This window comes from Dethiosulfovibrio salsuginis (assembly GCF_900177735.1).
GTDB classification, from domain to species: domain Bacteria; phylum Synergistota; class Synergistia; order Synergistales; family Dethiosulfovibrionaceae; genus Dethiosulfovibrio; species Dethiosulfovibrio salsuginis.
The window spans coordinates 1-17,156 of record NZ_FXBB01000022.1; the positions used below are offsets into that span (position 1 = coordinate 1).

The window sequence follows — 17,156 nt, forward strand, 5'->3', positions numbered from 1 at the left end:
TGGGGCGACAGGACGTCGCCCCAAGCCGAGGGGGCACAGGACGTGCCCTCCGAGGCGGTTCGTACGGAACAGGCAGGTCGAGTATACGATTGGGCGAAACAGGGCGTAGGCGGGATGATCTCTCCGAGGGGACTCAGACGTGAGTTTTAGAAATTCCCTACTCTAAGGTTTCTACGACCTCTTTAAGGGCCTTTCTTATGGGGATGTTCTGAGGACAGGCGGTCTCACACTGGCCACAGTCCACGCACTGGGAGGCCTTGCCTCCGTCTTTGGTGAAGGCGGTGTAAAACTGCTTCGCTCCGGCCAGATCGTCCAGCATGGTGACCTTGTTGAACTGGGCGAAACATTCCGGTATCTTGACCCCGGCGGGACAGGGCATACAGTACCGACAGCCGGTGCAGTTCACCGCCATGCGGTCCATATAGATCCTGGCGACCTTGTCCATGGTCTCCCTCTCTCTGTCCGTGAGGTTATCGGGCTGTCCGTTCTCCGCCGCCAGAAGGTTCTGCTCCACCTGCTCCATAGAGCTCATTCCGCTCAGGACCACCGAGGTCTCCTTCTGGTCCCATATCCACCTAAGGCCCCATTCGGCGGAGGGTCTACCAGGAGCCTCCCTCTCCAACAGGCCCTTGACCTCCTCGGGGACGGACTGGACCAGGGCTCCGCCTCTCAGTGGTTCCATGACGACAACCCCTACGCCTCTGTCGTAGGCCTCCTTGAGCCCCGCCCTTCCCGCCTGGTAGTTTTGGTCTATGAAGTTGTACTGTATCTGGCAGAAGTCCCAGTCGTAAGCCCTCAGGACGGTGCTGAACAGGTCCGGTCCGTCGTGGAAGGAGAATCCCACGTTCTTCACCTTGCCGGACCTCTTGGCCCGGTCCAGAAAGGAGAACACGTTAAGGGCTGTGACGTGGTCCCACCTACCCTGGTTGAGGGCGTGGAGCAGGTAATAGTCTATGGAATCGGTCTCAAGGCGATCCAGCTGGCTGTTCAGAAAGCCGTCAAAATCGTCGTGGCTCTCGGTGAGCCAGCAGGGTAGCTTAGTCGCCAGCTTTACCTTCTTCCTGTAGCCCCCTCTTAATGCCTCGGCGACGAATAGCTCCCCGTCCCCTCCGTGATAGGGCCAGGCGGTGTCGACGTAGTTTATTCCTCCGTCTATACCTGCCCTTATTATCCTTGTGGCCTCCGCTACGTCCACCGTCCCGTTCTCCCCTGTCGGTAGCCTCATACAGCCGAATCCCAGCGCCGAAAGCTCTTCCCCAGTTCCCGGCATAACACGATACTTCATGTCCACTCCCCCTTTAGATGGTTTTTCTGGATCCATTTTAAGCCCATTTAGGCTTATAAGGAACCCTGTGGTAGGATATCCTCTTGATACGCTTATTTTTAGAGAGGAGAGATCGACCTTGATGGGAGTTAGCCACGCGATAATGTCCTTCGCCCTGGTCTACGGCGCTACAGGAAAGGCCGTCCCCGCCTCCCTCGCCTCCGCCGGGGCACTGTTTCCCGACTGGATAGAGAGGGTGGTTTACGGTAAAAAATGGATGAAGCACCACCGTAAGTGGAGCCACTGGTTCGTCCCCTATCTGGGGTTGGCCTGGTGGCTCAGTCGCTATATAGAGGGGATTCCCCTGCCCTCCATCCTGAAAAAGTTGGAGGGAACCCTGTATCTGTCGCTGGATGTTCCCACCGTCGAGTTAGCCCTGGGGTTCCTGTTCTTCTGGCTCGTCGTAGGCTGCCTGCTCCATATCCTGGAGGACGGCTTTTTCGGCCCTATTCCGGTGCTGATACCCTGGAGAAGACATCGGTTGGTCTATCAGCTTTTTAAGACAGGAGGGATGGCGGAAAGGATCATCTCTAGATTGGCCCTTATAAGTGCGGTGGTCCTAAGATACGTAGACGGCACAGGATCGGTTGTGGGATAATTTTATGGTACTCTGTAAATAAGTTCGGAGATATAAAGGCTCTCGTCGATCGAGGCGGAAGCCCTCAGATAGGAGGGGTTTATTTGTCTTATAGGTTTATATCCTGTTGTGTCGTAGCGTTGATGCTATCTTTGTCCAGTGTCGGTGTAGGGTTTGCCTCCGAGGACGGCCAGATAATGGGTTTCATCGTGGATTCGGCGGGCCGTCCTGTCCCGAACGTGACGGTGAAGGTCGTCGGGGGAGAGAAGGAACTGACCGCTATGTCGGACAGAAAAGGGGAGTTCGTGCTGAGGGATCTCTCCCCCGACGTCCCCCTCTCGGTCCTCTGGGACGAGGGCAAGGCCTCCTCCGGAAAGGTAGAGGGAGTTCGAGTTCCTCCCGGTGGAACCCTTTTCGTCATGACGGGCTACCTGTCCGGCGAGGTCGGAGAGACCCTATCCTTCAGAATTCCGTCGAACCCCACCACAGGCTACAGTTGGGCCATTGCCGACCGGGGGAACCCTTCGGTGGCTGTCCCGGTAGGCAACCTTATGGAGTCTCGGGATGAAGCGAAGGATCCAAGGGGCAACGTAGGGGCGGGAGGAAACGAGCTGTGGCTGTTCAGATGTGTCGGCCCGGGGAACTCGTCGGTAGGTTTATCCTACGTCAGGCCCTGGGAGACCGATGTCCAACCTTCCAGAGTGGCGGTGGCTATACTTTCGGTGAGATGATGATTCGTTTCATAGCTCTATCTCTAGTAGCCTCACTGTTCTCTGCCGTACCCTCGTGGGCTGTGGATAAGGGGACTGTGGCACCGCCGAGCCAGGAGTACGTCCAGTGGATCGAGGCCGCCGAATTAGCTTGCATCACGGAGAGCAAAGATAGGCCCTTAGGGGACGTTCCTCCAAGGATCGATCTGTCTCACCTGAAAGGCGATCAGCTGTCTCTTTTCGCCGCAAAAGGATCTTTATCCTCTTTTCCGGTCAGCTACGACCTTAGGCCCACGACCTACCTCTCTCCTGTGAGGAACCAGGGTCACTTTGGAACCTGCTGGGCCTTCGGCTCCTTTGGATCTCTGGAGTCGACCTTTAAGAGGAGGGACGGGATCTCCAGCGATTTTTCCGAGGCCCATCTGGCCTACTTTGCCTACGTCGACCTAGGTCCAGATATGCCGGCTTTTACGCCTCAAGAGCCCCCTTTTGGAAACGACCCTATCTTTGACCAGGGGGGGAACGTGTGGAAGGCGACGGCGATTCTGAGCCGTTGGACCGGTGCGGTGAAGGAGTCCGACCGGCCCTACCAGAGCGTATCTCCTTGGCCTCAGGAGCTCTTTCCCCTGTCCTCCGACCGGGTCTCAAGCCACCTGGAGCAGGTGTTATTTCTAGGAAGCGATTTCCATGGGCCCTCTATGAAATCTGCCGTCATGGACTACGGGGCTGTAGCCTTCAGCATGGTCTGGAGTAACGACTTTTACAACGTCTCCACCGACTCCTACTACAACCCGACAGGGGACGGCGCTGGCGGCCATGCGGTGCTGCTTGTCGGATGGGACGACCACTATCCAAGGGGAAACTTCAACTTAGATCCCGGCTCCGATGGCGCCTGGCTGGTGAAAAACAGCTGGGGTGAGGGCTGGGGGGATAAGGGGTTTTTCTGGATCTCCTACAAAGAGGCCGTCTTCCGTCGGCCTGCCCTGTTTATCGGGGCCTCCTCGGATAACTTCGAGTATATCTATCAGCACGATCCTCTGGGATGGGTTGACAGCTACGGATTCAACTCCGACACCGCCTGGTTTGCAAACGTCTTTCAGGTCTCCGGCGACGCCGGTGGTTGGCAGAGCCTGGAGGCCATATCTCTGTACACCGGCGGGGCCAACAGCTCTTACACTATAGAGGTCTGGTCAGATGGAACCCCTGAAAATCCCAGAAGCGGACGGAGAATTATGACTCCACAGGAAGGCACCATCCCTGTGCCCGGGTATCACACCGTGAGGCTAAAAGAGCCTCCCTACCTTTACGATGGCTCTCGGTTTTCGGTGGTCGTAAAGTTGACAACCCCGGGATACCTGTTCCCGGTTTCGATCGAATCGCCGGAGGAAGGCTACTCGGATAAGGCCAAGGCGGCGAATGGACAGAGCTACGTTAGTTCCGACGGAGCGATCTGGCTGGACATGAACGCTACACGGCCAGGAACCAACGTCTGTATCAAAGCCTTTACGTCTAAAACCGACCCACCGCCGTCGTCCGGTGGGGGCTGTAATATCGGAGTTAATCCTGGGATACTGCTGCTCGCTCTGCCTATGGTAACCTTGATCAGATGAGTGCGATTTCTTGGAATCAATGTGATAAAATACAATGGAGGTGGTCTGTAGAGGTCATCTCCATTCCTTAAGGGAAAGGGGCGTGTTATAGGTATGAGGGGACTACTTTTCGCTGTGATGATGGCAGTATTTGCTATTTCGGTGACCCCTGGGGCCTACGCTGAGGCCAAGACCGTACCCGGCGAGTATCTGGTGTTATTTAAGACCAGGGATAAGGTGATGGAGACTGAGGGCAGGGATAGAGACGTTGCGGTGTCGGTTATGCTCGATTTTCAGAGCGAATACCTGGCGGTCCGATACGGCCTGGAGGTAAAGAACTCTTTCAGCGCTATCTCCCGCTCCAACGGAAAAGGGATGTTCTTCGTGAAGAGCGAAAGGGCGTCTATGGACGGAAAATTCGAGGAAAAACTGCTTGAGGAACTCAGGGCGGACCCCTTTATAGAGGCGGTCTCTCCGAACGAGGTTCAAAAAATGATCTCCACCTCAGTGGGGATATCAAAGCCCTAAGGGGCTCGAAGGGGTGTATATAATGGGGAAAAAATCTCTGTTTATCGCTTTCGCTTTCTTTGTCTTTATCTGGGGCGGTGTGGCCTTTGCCCAGTCCGCTCCGGTTGGAGAGTACGTCGAGGGAGAGGTCTTAGTGGTTCTGGAGGGAACGGGTATCAACGCCTCCGACGTCTCGTCCTTCAAGGCCGGTCTCGACTCCTCCGCAAAAGCCCTAGCCTCCTCTGTAGGGGCCAAGTCGGTGGGGACTTACAGCGCGATAGCCGCCCAGAGCGGCAAGAGCATCGCTCACCTCAGGGCAGAAGGCAAAACCACAGCAGAGCTCATGGAGGAACTTAAAGCCCAGCCCGGGGTGGTCGGGGTTGCCCCGAACTACATATTCAGGATATCCTCCTGGTCCAACGATCCGATGAGTGGCGACCTGTGGGGTATGGCGGATATAAAGGCTCCCGAGGCCTGGGGCCTTTGTTCCGGCGATAAAGGGGTTTTTGTGGCCGTTATCGACACGGGGATAGACTACAACCATCAAGATATAAAGGAGAACATCGGCAGAGATCTTGACGGAGAGTTGGGGATCGACACGGTTTCAAACGACAGGGACCCGATGGACGACAACGATCATGGCACTCATGTGGCCGGGACCATAGGAGCGGTCGGGAATAATGGCATCGGAGTAACCGGCATAAACTGGGGCGTCAGCCTCCTCGCCGTGAAAGTACTGAACAGAGAGGGCAGCGGGACCGGAGATCAGATAGTGGCTGGACTGGATTACGTTGTCGGCCAGAAGAGAAGGGGCCTTAACATAAGGGTTGCCAACATGTCCCTGGGCGGTTGGGGCCTGCCCATAAACAACCCCGACTCAGACCCTTACGCCAGCGCGTTCAAGGCCGTAACGAACGCAGGGATACTCCTCGTCGTCGCAGCAGGAAACGAGGGGCAGAATATAGACAACCCCACAGGATACAGAGACAGGGAAGATAAATGGATCGACCTCAGAGGCCTTGCGGTATACCCTGCCTGTTTCAAGTTCACCAACATGATCACGGTGGGAGCCATCAGTGCCGACCATACCCAGGCGTATTTCTCAAACCACAGCCCCAACTACGTCCATATCGCCGCCCCAGGCGTGAGCATACTGAGCACCGTATCAAACGACAGCTATCAGAGGTTCGGTGGAACCTCCATGGCGACGCCCCACGTGGCAGGCGTGGCCGCCCTTATAGCTGCCTACAGGCCCAACCTCAGTGCTGGGGAGATAAAGGGCAGGATACTCGCCAACGTCACGGATAACAGCGTGCTTGCCGGAAGCGTCGCGACAAGGGGTAACCTCAACCTTTACGATGCGCTGCGGGGGGCCAAAAGCGACGTCAAGGTGACCTCCATAACGGTTCCGTCATCTCAAAAGGTCCTGGATATAGATGCTGGAACCTCTGTCGCTCTGAGCCCGACTGTGAGTCCCTCCAACGCCACCAACAAGGTCCTGGTCTGGTCCTCCAGCAACAACTTTGCGGCCACCGTTTCCGGAAGCGGTGTGGTCAAGGGAAGGTACTCAGGGACCGCCACAATCTACGCAAGCAGCAACGACGGAAGCAACGTCTCGGACAGCGTGACTGTAAACGTCACCGGTGGAAGTCTTTTTGGGGACGGCGGTGGCTGCTCCATCGGCCTCGCACCTGCCACTCTCCTGCTGGCATTGCCACTTCTGTTCCTTCGCAGGTAAGGCTTAAGGTAAAGATGAAGGGGGACGACCTAGGTCGTCCCCCTTCATCTTTACCGGTTCAGATAAGCCCAGGCCACCGAGGCGGACATAGCGGCCCCTAGCTCAAGGACGTCGTCGTCGACGCAGTATTTGGGGTGGTGCTGAGGATAGGTCATGTCCTTACCCTCGTTTCCGGTCCCAAGGAACATGAAGGTCCCGGGTCTCTCCATGAGGTAATAGCTGAAGTCCTCGGCACCCATGGTGGGCCTCGCCTCGGAGACCTTATCCTCGCCTAGAACCTCTTTAGCCACTCCGACGGCGAACCTGGTGAAGTCCACATCGGTCACCGTGGGGGGGAGCATGTTGGTGTAGCTGAACTCCGCCTCGCATCTCATGGCGGAGCAAATAGCCTTGGCTACCTCCTCCATCCTTGCGGCGATGTTCTTTCTGACGTCCTGGTTGAAGGTTCTGGTGGTCCCCTTTATCAGTGCCGAGTCGGGGATAGCGTTGAACACCGAGCCGCTTTTTATCTCGCCGACGGAGATAACCGCCGCGTCCAGAGGGTCTACCTCCCGGCTGACTATGGTCTGCCAGGCCGAGACCACCGAACAGGCGGCCATCACCGGGTCCACCGACATATGGGGCATGGAACCATGTCCCCCTCTGCCTTGGATCTTGAGCTCGAACATATCCGCCGAAGCCATGGTCGGACCCTCGCAGTAGGTCATGGAGCCGCTTGGCACGGGCGACCAGATGTGCTGACCGAAGACCACGTCCACACCCTCCAACACACCTTCCTCCACCAGTTCCTTGGCTCCGCCGCCTCTTTCCTCGGCGTGCTGGAAGATAAGCCGTACCCTGCCGGGAAGGTCGTTCTCCATCCCCTTGAGGATTTTTGCGGCGCCGAGGAGCATGGAGGCGTGGGCGTCGTGGCCGCAGGCGTGCATCACTCCGTCGTTTTCCGACCTGTAGGGAACGTCCCTCTCCTCCTGGACAGCCAGGGCGTCTATATCGGCCCTCAGGGCGATGCACTTATCCCCCTGTCCGAGGTCCGCCACGACGCAGATATCCTTCCCCTTGCACCCCACCTTCACCTGGTCGTACCCCATGTCCCTCAGGGCCTGGGCGATGGTCGCCGCCGTCTCGAACTCGCAGTGGGACAGTTCGGGGTGTCTGTGAAAGTGGTGTCTCCACTGAGCTATCTCTTCCCTTATTTCCCTTGCCTTTTCCCTTATCTGTACGAGCATAAAAGCGCCTCCTATCTTAAAGTGGACTCAAACCTGTCGATGGTGGAAGGGGATATTTTCGGGGTGAATGAACTGACTACCGCCGCCACTGCGAAGTTGACTATGAGCCCGACGAATCCCTCGTGAAGGCCCATCGGCGACGGAACCCCCATGAACTTTATGGCCACCACCGTTGCCAGACCAGCCAGAAGCCCGGTCACGATACCGGCTTTCGTGGGCCATTTGGCGAAGAGACCGAGAAAGACCGCAGGGAAGAACTGGGTAACCCCCGAGTATCCCACCAGGAGCAACGACACCAACATGGATGGGGCAAAGATCGCCAAAAGCACCGCCAACACCGTCAGGACCGGCACCAGTGCCCTTCCCAGCTTTGCCACCGCCATGTCCTCCATCTCCGGCTTAAAGCCCTTCTGTATGACGTTTCTGGCCATCAGGTTGGAGGAAGTGAGAATGAGCCCCGAGGAAGTCGAAATAGATGCCGCAAGGCCTCCTGCCCCTATGAATCCAGCCAGAAGAGGTGGAAAGTTGTTGACCAAGGCTATGAGCATGGCATGGTCCGGTTTTGTTATGGTCCCCGCAAAGGCTGGATCAATCCCCGCCTTGGCCGCACAGGTAAAGCCCACCACCATTATAGGTATCATGGTCAGGGAGTAAAGAGGCAGTATCGTTGCGTTTCTGCGGACCACCTTCTCGCTCTTCGCTGCGTAGGTCGCGGTGAAGATATGGGGCCACATCCAGAAACCGAGGCCGCAGATGAGGGACACCGACGCGACCCAGAATATCCCCAGCCCCGCGCTGTCCGGCAGGGTTAGGTGGTTGGGCTTGATCTCCTGAAGGATCTCCCACACCTTGGCCGTTCCACCGAAGAACTTGTGGGGGAATATAAACCCTATGGACACCATCCCGAAGAGCATGATGATGGCCTGAAGGAAGTTGGTCCAGCCGATGCCCCTGAGCCCCGAGACGTAGACGAATATCACCGCAGCTATGAAGCTTATGATTACAGCAATCTGCCAGGAGATAGCCCCTCCCGACGCCAGTTGAACTATCATACCCGCTCCCATTATCTGAAGCTGGAGGTAGGGAATGGAGAAGATGACCCCTATAAAGGCCACGAAGACCCCCAGCCAACGGCTCTCGTATCTGTCCGCTATAAAGTCGGGCTGGCTTATGTATTTAAGCCTGGATCCCAGCCTGTTTATCCTGGGCCCTATGAAGAAATAAAGCCCATATGCGATGGATCCGTAGGCCATGGCGTAGACGATGCTCATTCCCTTGGAATAGGCCCATCCCGCCAAGCCTAAAAAGGCGAAGGCACTGTATATCTCCGCTGCCGCGGTGGTGTAGAAAAGGAAGGTCCCGAACGACCGACCTCCTACGAAATAGTTCTCCATGCTGAAGGCCTGGTTTCTCCCCGCCAGGACCCCCACCACCGTGGTGACTATCAACCAACCGAATATTATGGCTATGGAGATGGTCATCTGTCCTCACCGTCCTCTTTTGCCCTGACGATGTAGGCGTAGGTCATCAGGCAGGTGGTTATGGGGACCATCAAGCCGGACCAGAATAGGATGAAAGGCACCCCGAAAATAACCGGACTCACCCGGTTTGCCAGGTTCAACACAGGGGGCATATACCCCGCCACTATCAGCGCAAAGCACCAAAGCACCTTTCGCTCTCCTCTTGTAAGACCCACAAAAAACACCTCCGAAAGTATGGAATAGTATGCACTATAGCACGGAGGCCCTTTTTAGGGAACCCCGATTCACAAAGGCTCCCTATAAAAACCTATTTTCATAATGTAAGGGATGATTCCGCCCGTTTTCTCGATATTCTCCACAATATTAGGGCTGTTGGTGCTATCACAAGCTGAGCCCATGCGATGACTCTCATTGCTCCAGAGGTGCCAAAGTAGGCGGACAGGGCCCCTATTATAAGCGGCGACAGGGCGAAGCCCAGATCCATGGACAACATGCCTATAGAGGAACCTTTAGGCATGAGCCTGGGAGGGAATACGTCCGGTATGAGGGCCAGCATCACAGGAAAACCGAAGCCCATTCCCAAGCCGTACCCCATGGCGGCGAGAATCAAGGTGAAAGAGCTGTCAGCCGCCAGGGCTCCGGTGAGGGCCACCGCCATAACGGTTATGGAGACGCACCCTAACAGATATCTGGGGACGTCCTTTATCAGCTCGCTTCCGAATACCCTCAGGGCGACGCAGGTCACGGCGTTTACGGTGTAGAAAAGGCTCGCCGACAGGCCCTTTTCCCTCACCGGAAGGGACAGAAACTGTAAGGTCGTCGAGTTCAGCACCGAGAAGGATACCAGCGTGAGTATCATGGCCCATACGCCGGAGGTGCCAAAGCAGTCGCCCCAGCTTCCCCAATCCTCTTTTTCCTCGCCCTGTCTCAACGACTCAGGGGAGGGTAGCCCTCTTCCCATAAGGGCGGCTAATACCGTCAGGATAGCGGGTATCACCAGGTAGGAGGTCTCCATGTTTCTGTTTAAAAGCCACTCTCCCAGAGGTACCACGGTTATCTGAGGGAGGACGTAAGCTATGCCCATTATGGCGAAAAGAGGCCCTCTTTTCTCCTCCGGAATCACCAGCCCCTGAAAGGTGGATATGGCCACCATGGCCACCCCTCCTACCATTCCAAGCCCTGCCCGAAAGGAGATCATCCCCGCCATCCCCGGGGCGATCCATATGGAGGCGGTGGCGGCTAAAGATAGGATTCCCGCCATAAACAGGGCGCCGCTGAAGCCCCACCTCTCGGTGGCCCATCCTCCCATAGGACGGGATATAATCGCCGCCAGGTTCAGGGCGGACATGGACCATCCTATAACCCCTATGGAATAGCCCTGAGCGGAGAGGACCACGGGAAACAGAAACCCCACCGCCAGCATGGCCTGTATAAGATAGGCACCGGTAAAACATCTCCAGAAAAGTCCGCTCATCTTCTCACCATCCCCATCGCTGTCACGGCGGCACTTGCCGCTATGCCGGAGGCCATCGGTGGCAACCATATATGGAGGGATCCCGACGCCGCCATGGCAGCCAGTCCCGTTCCGTTGGCCGCCAGGGCCCACCTAGGTGATAGCCTCTCAGGCCATATCACAGCCACAACAAGAGGGATAAATGTCCCTGCTCCTCTCAGCCCCATGCTCAGATAGCTCCAGTGGAGTATCTGAGAGCCCTGGACGGCGCAGGCCATGATTCCCGCCGCCGCCACCACTAGAGCCACAGCCCACCGGCTCATCGCCAGCTCGCCGTCGCTCTTTCCCTTGGTCAAAGGGATTACGCCGTCTCTCACTAAGTTTGTGGCTATACCGAAGGATAGTCCCGCCCCTGCCCCTATGAGGGTCACCAGTATAACTCCCCACATAGCTCCCGCCAGAGCGGGGTGAAAGTTGGCGGTTATAAACGACGGTAGCGCTGACGCCGGGTCAACCGACACTCCCGATGCCCTCATGGCCAGCCCTGTGAGGACCCCCATTATCCCCACGGGAGGAATCAGGATGGCCGAGAGGATAGCTCCCCTGGCGGCGGTCCTCTCGTCGGAGGCAGCGAAGATTCCCTGGACGTATATCTGGGTGCAGAAGACCCCTGCTACCATGGACAGTAAGGCGTTGCCGTCGGCTCTGAGCCCTCCTCCGAAAAGATCGAACCACGGCCTGACCGGCAGGGCCCTTAGCAGCTCCGCCGGGGACGCTATGGACCAGGCGGCCAGGGCACAGAGGGCCATTGTCCCGTAAAGGGCCACCATCTTTGCCTTTCCTATAGAGCTGTAGCTCTTAAGCCCTCCTGAATAGGTGAACGCCAGTATGAGAGAGCCCAGTATCACCGCCGAGAGTTCCGGCGAGATCGGCAGTATGGTCCGAAACAGCGCCGCTCCCGCGAGAAACTGGGCCACTACCGATAGAAAGGTCCCCACCGAGGCGGAGACCATGGACAGACCGCTCATCTTTCCTCCGTAGTTTCGGGAGAGAAACTCGGGAACCGTAACGAACCCCGATCGTCTGAGAGGCCCTGCAAACCACAGCCCCAGTATGAGACAGCCTAGAGCGGACCCTAATGTGAACCACCAGGCCGAAAGGCCGGACACGTAGGCCATCTGAACCGTTCCTACCGTCGAGGCCCCTCCTACGATAGCTCCCATGATAATCCCGCTTACCCCAGCGGCACCGACGGACCGACCGGCGACCGAGTAGTCCGACGACGATTCCACCGACCTGGCGGATCTAAGCCCTAAAAGCACGAAAAGGACCACTGTGGCCCCTAAGCCGACAAGAAACAAAACCCTTCCCCCTCTAACTCTGAATCCATAGATTGTAGCACTCCCGTTGACATAGGCCTATGATCTTTCTATAATCCATTTATAGATACCCTATGACTCTAAAAATGGCGGTGGAGCGATGAACTTGAAAAGAAACTTAAAATGGTTTTTTCCCGGTGCTTTAGCGGTTATGCTGATAGGGGTGCTTTTTGGTCCGAGGTTCTTCTCCCCTAAAGACGGGGCAAGGGAACCTATCGTCGTCCGTCCAGTGAAATCCATGGTCCTCAGTCCTATCGACGGGGCCTGGATAAGGACTATGCCCGGAAGGGTCCAGGCATCTCGGAGGGTGGACCTGGCCTTTAGGGTGTCAGGACCTCTGGTGGAGCTGTCAGCTAAAGAGGGTGAGCATGTCAAGGCCGGAGATGTTCTAGCCAGAATAGATCCAAGGGACTTTCAGTTGGCCCTGGACGGTGTAAGAGGTTCTCTATCACAGGCCAGAGCCACCTTAGAGGCCATGAGGCGAGGGGCTAGAGCGGAGGATATCCGGTCTCTGGAGGCCCAGGTGGCCTCAGCGAGGGCAAGGGCGGAGGAGGCGGAGGCCCAGTTCAGCCGGTTTAAGAGGCTTTACGAGGCGAAAGCCATATCCCAGTCCGAGTTCGACCGGTACAGGACCGCCAAGGACGTGGCGGCCTCGTCGCTTATGGCGGCCCAGCAGGAGCTTCAGAAGGCCAGAAAAGGGGCCAGAGAGGAGGACATCCGGGCCATGGAATCTCAGATAAGGTCCCTTCAGGCCCAGGAGTCCGCCGCTGCCGCTGCTCTGGCGGACACCGAGCTAAGGGCACCTTTCGACGGAACGGTGGCTCGACGAATGGCGGATAACTTTCAGTTCGTCACAGCCCGACAGCCTATACTGAGCCTTCAGGATACCTCTTCGGTGGAGGTAGTGGTGGACGTCCCCGAGTCGGCGATAAACCTTAACCCCGACGACCTTGATGTATGGGCTTCGTTCTCGTCAATTTCGGGAAAGTTTCCCCTTAAGCTGGTGGAGTTCTCCTCCGCCCCGGACCCTGAGACCCAGACATATAGGGCCACCTTAGCTATGGAGGTTCCCGATGGGATCAGGCTATTTCCGGGAATGGCGGCGGAGGTCTCGGGAAAGATAAAGTACGGTGGGACGGGCAAGGTCTACCGGATCCCCATAGAGGCCCTTCTCTCCGACGATAGAGGATCGGGGGTCTGGGTCGTCGGAGAGGATCTCAGGGTCCAGTGGACCTCCGTGGAGGTAACCCACCTAGGTGACGGCCACGTCGACGTGAAAGGGCATATAGAGGCGGGAGATAGGGTGGTCACCGCAGGGGTCCACGTCATCAGGGAGGGGCAGTCCGTAAGGCTTTTGGAGGGCAAGAGATGAACATCGGCAGGTGGGCCATGGAGAGAAAATCCTTCACCCTCTTCGTGGCGGTGCTTATCGCCATCGGTGGAGTCTGGGCTTACTCGGGTTTAGGCCGTCTTGAGGACCCTGACTTCACCGTAAAGACTGCCCTGGTAGTGACCTCTTACCCTGGAGCCTCTCCTACGGAGGTGGAGGAGGAGGTCACGGACCAGATAGAGCAGGCGGTTCAGAGGCTTCCTCAGCTGAAGCGGGTTCGGTCTCAGTCCCGAAGGGGCCTGTCGGTGGTCTACGTGGATATAAAGGACCGCTACACCAACGGAAAACTTCCTCAGGTCTGGGACGAGCTTCGGAGAAAGATAACTGAGGCCCAAGGGCATCTCCCCCCCGGTGCTGGCCCCTCCATGGTCAACGACGACTTCGGTGACGTATTCGGAGTGGTCTTCGCCATAACAGGGGACGGCTACTCTATGGCGGAGCTGAAGACCTACGGGGACAGGATAAAAAAGGCCCTCCTTCTCGTTCCCGACGTCGCCCAGGTCTCCCTTTGGGGGGATAGGACCGAGGCGGTGTTCGTGGAGATGTCTCGGTCCAGAATGACCGAGCTCGGCGTATCGCCAGAGCAGATAGCCGCCACCCTCCAGGGCCAGAACCTGGTGGCCGACTCGGGGTCGGTGTCGGCGGGATCCCTGAGGATCCCTATAGATCCCACGGGAAACCTCAGGTCGGTGGAGGATATCGGGGAGCTCCTGATAAGAGGGGGCGTCGGAGGGCGGCTGTTGGCCCTCAAGGACGTCGCCCGCATATACAGGGGCTACATAGATCCTCCTAGAAAGGTGATGTCCATAAACGGACGGTCCGCTATCGCCATAGGAGTGTCCACCGTTCCAGGGGGAAACGTGGTCCGAATGGGAGACATGGTCAAAGAGGAGCTTAAAAGGATCGAGCAGGATCTGCCAGTAGGGGTTGACATAGAGACGGTCACTTACCAGAGCGACCTGGTTCGGGACGCAGTCCAGGGTTTTGTCGTCAACCTGGTCGAGGCGGTGGCCATAGTGATCGTCCTGCTGGTGGTCTTCATGGGAACGGTAAGCGGCCTCCTTATGGGAGCCATTCTGCTTCTCACCATAGCGGCCACCTTCGTGGCGATGAGGATAATAGGCATAGAGCTCCACAGCGTGTCCTTAGGGGCCCTAATAATCTCTTTGGGAATGCTGGTTGACAACGCTATCGTCGTCACAGAGGGGATACTGGTCGGCATATCCGCCGGAAAGGACGGTAAAGCCACGGCCTCCCGGATAGTGGAGGAGACCAAGTGGCCTCTCTTGGGAGCCACCGTCGTCGCCATACTGGCCTTCGCCGCCATCGGCCTCTCTCAGGACGTAACAGGGGAGTTCTGTCGAAGCCTATTCCAGGTTGTGGCGGTGTCTTTGCTTATATCCTGGATACTGGCCATAACCGTGACGCCTTTGCTGGCGGTCATGTTTCTTAAACCCGACGGTAATGGCGGCGAAAAGGGCGGTTCCTTCTACTCCCTTTACAGCGGCTTCCTCATAAAGTGCGTCGATCGACGAAAGCTAACCTTGGGGTCTATGGTGTTGCTTTTGGCCCTGGCTCTATGGGGCTTTCGCTTCGTGGGCCAGAGCTTCTTCCCTGACACAGTCAGAGATCAGTTCATGATCCAATACTGGCTTCCTGAGGGGACCGACGTCGACAGGACCGCCCAGGACCTTAAGGAGATATCGGAGCACCTCCTAAAAGAAGAGACCTCCGTCGCTTCCGTGGCGGCCTTCGCAGGGGAGGGGCCCCTTCGGTTCTATCTGGCCTTCGAGCCGGAGCTTCCCAACAGTTCCTACGGATTTCTCCTGGTGACCGTTAAAGACTACGATGCCATAGGGGGAATAATGGCAAGGCAGTCCCTCTGGACCGCCGAGAGATTTCCCGACTCGGAGGCCCGGTTTGAGCGGTTCAAAAAGGGGCCTGGGGTTGGAGCCAAAGTCAAACTTAGGATCACCGGAGACGACCCATCGGTGCTCAGAAAGCTCTCCAGACAGGTGAGGGCCATCATGGCCCAGGATCCCGCGGGGATCGACATCAGGGACGACTGGAGACAGAAGGTCAAGGTCCTGGTCCCCGAGGTGAACGAGGCCAGGGCAAGACGTTCTGGCCTGACCAGGGCGGAGATAGCGGGAGCGTTGAAAGGAAACTTCGACGGCAGACCTGTAGGGGTATATCGGGAGGGGGATAACCTGCTTCCTATAATGGTAAGGGCCCCTGAGGCGGAGAGGCAGGACCTGGACTCGGTGGAGGACGTCCAGATATGGAGCCGAGGTCTGAGGCGTTTCGTCCCGGCGGGGCAGGTGTTTTCAGGACTCAGGCTACAGTGGGAGGATCCGATCATATGGCGCAGGAATCGCTCAAGGGTCATAACACCTCAGTGCGATCCTCTGACCGGGACCGCCGAGGAGCTTCGCCGGAGGATCCTTCCTTTGGTAGATTCCCTTGAGGTGCCCCACGGCTATGAACTTGTATGGGGAGGGGAGTTCGAGGACTCAAAGACCTCTCAGGATGCCCTGTTAAAGCCCTTCTTGCTCAGCTTCGTCCTCATGATAGTGGTGGTTATGGGGCTCTTCAACGGCTTCAGGCAGCCAGCGGTGGTCTTTCTGTGTCTGCCATTAGCCGCCATAGGGGTGACCCTCGGGCTTTTGGTGACGGGCCAGAGCTTCGGTTTCATGGCCCTGCTGGGATACCTCAGCCTTGCGGGAATGCTCATCAAAAACGCCATCGTCCTGCTCGATCAGATAGAGCTTGAGCTGGCCCAGGGCAAGGCCCGATTCTCCGCGGTTATGGAGGCCTCCACCGGCAGGATTCGTCCGGTCATGATGGCGGCCATGACCACCGTCCTCGGCATGGCACCACTGGCTCTGGACGACTTCTTCGCCGCTATGGCTGTGACCATAATGTTCGGGCTTACCTTCGCCACGGTGCTGACCCTCATAGTGGTTCCGGTGCTCTACTGTGCCCTTTATGGAATATCCTCCGACGAGGTATCCCATGGCTCGTAGAACCCGGGAGGAAGCCGCCAAGACCAGGGAAAAGCTCCTCTCCGTGGCTACTGACCTTTTCTCGAAAAAAGGGGTGGACGGAGTCACCTTGGTGGAGATAGGCAAGGAGGCGGGGTTCACAAAAGGGGCGCTGTACCGCCATTTCGGCGGAAAGCCGGGGCTCTTAAAGGAGCTCATGGACTACGGGGCGGAGAAGGTGGATCAACTGGAGGAATCCTGCCTGAAGGGACCAGAAGAGCCTCTGGACAGGCTCCGAGCCATGGTCATGGAGGAGATGGAGGTATTCGAGGGCCGTCAGGAGCTGCAACGGATACTGGCCATATTTCTGGACCGCAGAAGCTTAGCGGAGGACGAGGGGATACTGTCGTCCATAGAGTCCCTGAGGGACAGGACCATCGGAAGGATAAAGTCGGTGATGGAGGAGGCCAAAGAAAAGGGACACATCTCCAAGGAGATCGACCTGACCGTTGCGGCGGAGAGCCTTAGACTGCTGATCTTCGGCCTTATGGAGAGAAAGCTGTACTCCTCCTCCCCCTATGATCTGTCCTCTCAGGCCAAGCCTATGCTGGAGCTTTTTTTTAGAGCTCTAAGGCCATAGCACGAAAAAGGCCCAGGGTTGGGGGACCCTGGGCCTTTCTCTATAAGGAGTTGTTGAAGAAGTGTGTGTGGTGTCTTTAAGGAGGTTATTCGCCTCTCGCTCTGTGGCCTAAATTATAGGGTAGAGACCTTCGCCGATCATCGGGAGAAACCCCCTAC

14 protein-coding genes are annotated in these 17,156 nt (G+C 57.2%); 8 read left to right on the forward strand and 6 right to left on the reverse strand.

Annotation, left to right across the window (positions count from 1 at the left end; translation table 11 throughout):
- Positions 1 to 157: 157 nt before the first annotated feature.
- Positions 158 to 1,285: an aldo/keto reductase gene (locus tag B9Y55_RS08605; RefSeq protein WP_085544951.1), complete on the reverse strand. Its 1,128-nt coding sequence runs from the start codon at positions 1,283 to 1,285 to the stop codon at positions 158 to 160.
- A 121-nt stretch (positions 1,286 to 1,406) separates the two neighbouring features.
- Here B9Y55_RS08605 and B9Y55_RS08610 point away from each other — a divergent pair, with 121 nt between their 5' ends.
- The 5 genes from B9Y55_RS08610 to B9Y55_RS08630 all read left to right on the forward strand — a co-directional run bounded on the left by B9Y55_RS08610 (position 1,407) and on the right by B9Y55_RS08630 (position 6,445).
- Positions 1,407 to 1,922, forward strand: coding sequence for a metal-dependent hydrolase (locus B9Y55_RS08610; RefSeq protein ID WP_234986188.1), 516 nt, complete (start codon positions 1,407 to 1,409; stop codon positions 1,920 to 1,922).
- Positions 1,923 to 2,005: 83 nt separating this feature from the next.
- Positions 2,006 to 2,632, forward strand: coding sequence for a protease inhibitor I42 family protein (locus B9Y55_RS08615; protein WP_085544953.1), 627 nt, complete (start codon positions 2,006 to 2,008; stop codon positions 2,630 to 2,632).
- Positions 2,515 to 4,221: a lectin like domain-containing protein gene (locus B9Y55_RS08620; protein ID WP_143340882.1), complete on the forward strand. Its 1,707-nt coding sequence runs from the start codon at positions 2,515 to 2,517 to the stop codon at positions 4,219 to 4,221. The genes B9Y55_RS08615 and B9Y55_RS08620 overlap by 118 nt, the downstream gene beginning before the upstream one ends.
- Before the next feature lie 117 nt (positions 4,222 to 4,338).
- The gene (locus tag B9Y55_RS08625) at positions 4,339 to 4,728 is read left to right on the forward strand and encodes a hypothetical protein (RefSeq protein ID WP_159448292.1); all 390 of its coding nucleotides are present in this window, start codon (positions 4,339 to 4,341) and stop codon (positions 4,726 to 4,728) included.
- Positions 4,729 to 4,750: 22 nt separating this feature from the next.
- Positions 4,751 to 6,445 (forward strand): S8 family serine peptidase, encoded by a 1,695-nt coding sequence (locus B9Y55_RS08630; RefSeq protein WP_085544956.1) that lies wholly within the window; start codon positions 4,751 to 4,753, stop codon positions 6,443 to 6,445.
- 50 nt (positions 6,446 to 6,495) lie between these two features.
- Here B9Y55_RS08630 and B9Y55_RS08635 read toward each other — a convergent pair whose 3' ends face one another.
- The 5 genes from B9Y55_RS08635 to B9Y55_RS08655 form a co-directional block, all read right to left on the reverse strand.
- Entirely contained in the window at positions 6,496 to 7,671 is a 1,176-nt protein-coding gene (locus B9Y55_RS08635; RefSeq protein ID WP_085544957.1) for a M20 metallopeptidase family protein, read from the reverse strand.
- An 11-nt stretch (positions 7,672 to 7,682) separates the two neighbouring features.
- Complete coding sequence (locus B9Y55_RS08640) at positions 7,683 to 9,152, reverse strand: sodium:solute symporter family protein (RefSeq protein WP_143340883.1); 1,470 nt, start codon at positions 9,150 to 9,152, stop codon at positions 7,683 to 7,685.
- Positions 9,149 to 9,367, reverse strand: coding sequence for a DUF3311 domain-containing protein (locus B9Y55_RS08645; RefSeq protein ID WP_085544958.1), 219 nt, complete (start codon positions 9,365 to 9,367; stop codon positions 9,149 to 9,151). The genes B9Y55_RS08640 and B9Y55_RS08645 overlap by 4 nt, the downstream gene beginning before the upstream one ends.
- Before the next feature lie 98 nt (positions 9,368 to 9,465).
- Positions 9,466 to 10,626, reverse strand: coding sequence for an MFS transporter (locus tag B9Y55_RS08650; RefSeq protein ID WP_159448293.1), 1,161 nt, complete (start codon positions 10,624 to 10,626; stop codon positions 9,466 to 9,468).
- A complete protein-coding gene (locus B9Y55_RS08655; protein WP_159448294.1) occupies positions 10,623 to 11,966 on the reverse strand; it encodes a sodium:solute symporter family protein in 1,344 nt (447 codons plus the stop codon). The genes B9Y55_RS08650 and B9Y55_RS08655 overlap by 4 nt, the downstream gene beginning before the upstream one ends.
- 118 nt (positions 11,967 to 12,084) lie before the next feature.
- On the opposite strand from B9Y55_RS08655, the gene B9Y55_RS08660 reads away from it, so the two are divergent.
- From B9Y55_RS08660 to B9Y55_RS08670, 3 genes are read left to right on the forward strand one after another with little or no spacing between them, the layout of a single operon-like run.
- Positions 12,085 to 13,356 carry an efflux RND transporter periplasmic adaptor subunit gene (locus B9Y55_RS08660; RefSeq protein WP_085544961.1) on the forward strand — a complete coding sequence of 424 codons (1,272 nt, stop codon included), beginning with the start codon at positions 12,085 to 12,087 and terminating at the stop codon, positions 13,354 to 13,356.
- Positions 13,353 to 16,400 carry an efflux RND transporter permease subunit gene (locus tag B9Y55_RS08665; protein WP_085544962.1) on the forward strand — a complete coding sequence of 1,016 codons (3,048 nt, stop codon included), beginning with the start codon at positions 13,353 to 13,355 and terminating at the stop codon, positions 16,398 to 16,400. The genes B9Y55_RS08660 and B9Y55_RS08665 overlap by 4 nt, the downstream gene beginning before the upstream one ends.
- Positions 16,390 to 16,998, forward strand: coding sequence for a TetR family transcriptional regulator (locus B9Y55_RS08670; protein ID WP_159448295.1), 609 nt, complete (start codon positions 16,390 to 16,392; stop codon positions 16,996 to 16,998). The genes B9Y55_RS08665 and B9Y55_RS08670 overlap by 11 nt, the downstream gene beginning before the upstream one ends.
- The last annotated feature ends 158 nt before the right edge of the window (positions 16,999 to 17,156 follow it).

Coding starts and splice junctions, on each gene's coding strand:
- B9Y55_RS08605 (WP_085544951.1), bottom strand. CDS start 1,285: ATGAAGTATCGTGTTATGCCGGGAACTGGGGAAGAGCTTTCGGCGCTG.
- B9Y55_RS08610 (WP_234986188.1), top strand. CDS start 1,407: ATGGGAGTTAGCCACGCGATAATGTCCTTCGCCCTGGTCTACGGCGCT.
- B9Y55_RS08625 (WP_159448292.1), top strand. CDS start 4,339: ATGATGGCAGTATTTGCTATTTCGGTGACCCCTGGGGCCTACGCTGAG.
- B9Y55_RS08630 (WP_085544956.1), top strand. CDS start 4,751: ATGGGGAAAAAATCTCTGTTTATCGCTTTCGCTTTCTTTGTCTTTATC.
- B9Y55_RS08635 (WP_085544957.1), bottom strand. CDS start 7,671: ATGCTCGTACAGATAAGGGAAAAGGCAAGGGAAATAAGGGAAGAGATA.
- B9Y55_RS08640 (WP_143340883.1), bottom strand. CDS start 9,152: ATGACCATCTCCATAGCCATAATATTCGGTTGGTTGATAGTCACCACG.
- B9Y55_RS08650 (WP_159448293.1), bottom strand. CDS start 10,626: ATGAGCGGACTTTTCTGGAGATGTTTTACCGGTGCCTATCTTATACAG.
- B9Y55_RS08660 (WP_085544961.1), top strand. CDS start 12,085: ATGAACTTGAAAAGAAACTTAAAATGGTTTTTTCCCGGTGCTTTAGCG.
- B9Y55_RS08665 (WP_085544962.1), top strand. CDS start 13,353: ATGAACATCGGCAGGTGGGCCATGGAGAGAAAATCCTTCACCCTCTTC.
- B9Y55_RS08670 (WP_159448295.1), top strand. CDS start 16,390: ATGGCTCGTAGAACCCGGGAGGAAGCCGCCAAGACCAGGGAAAAGCTC.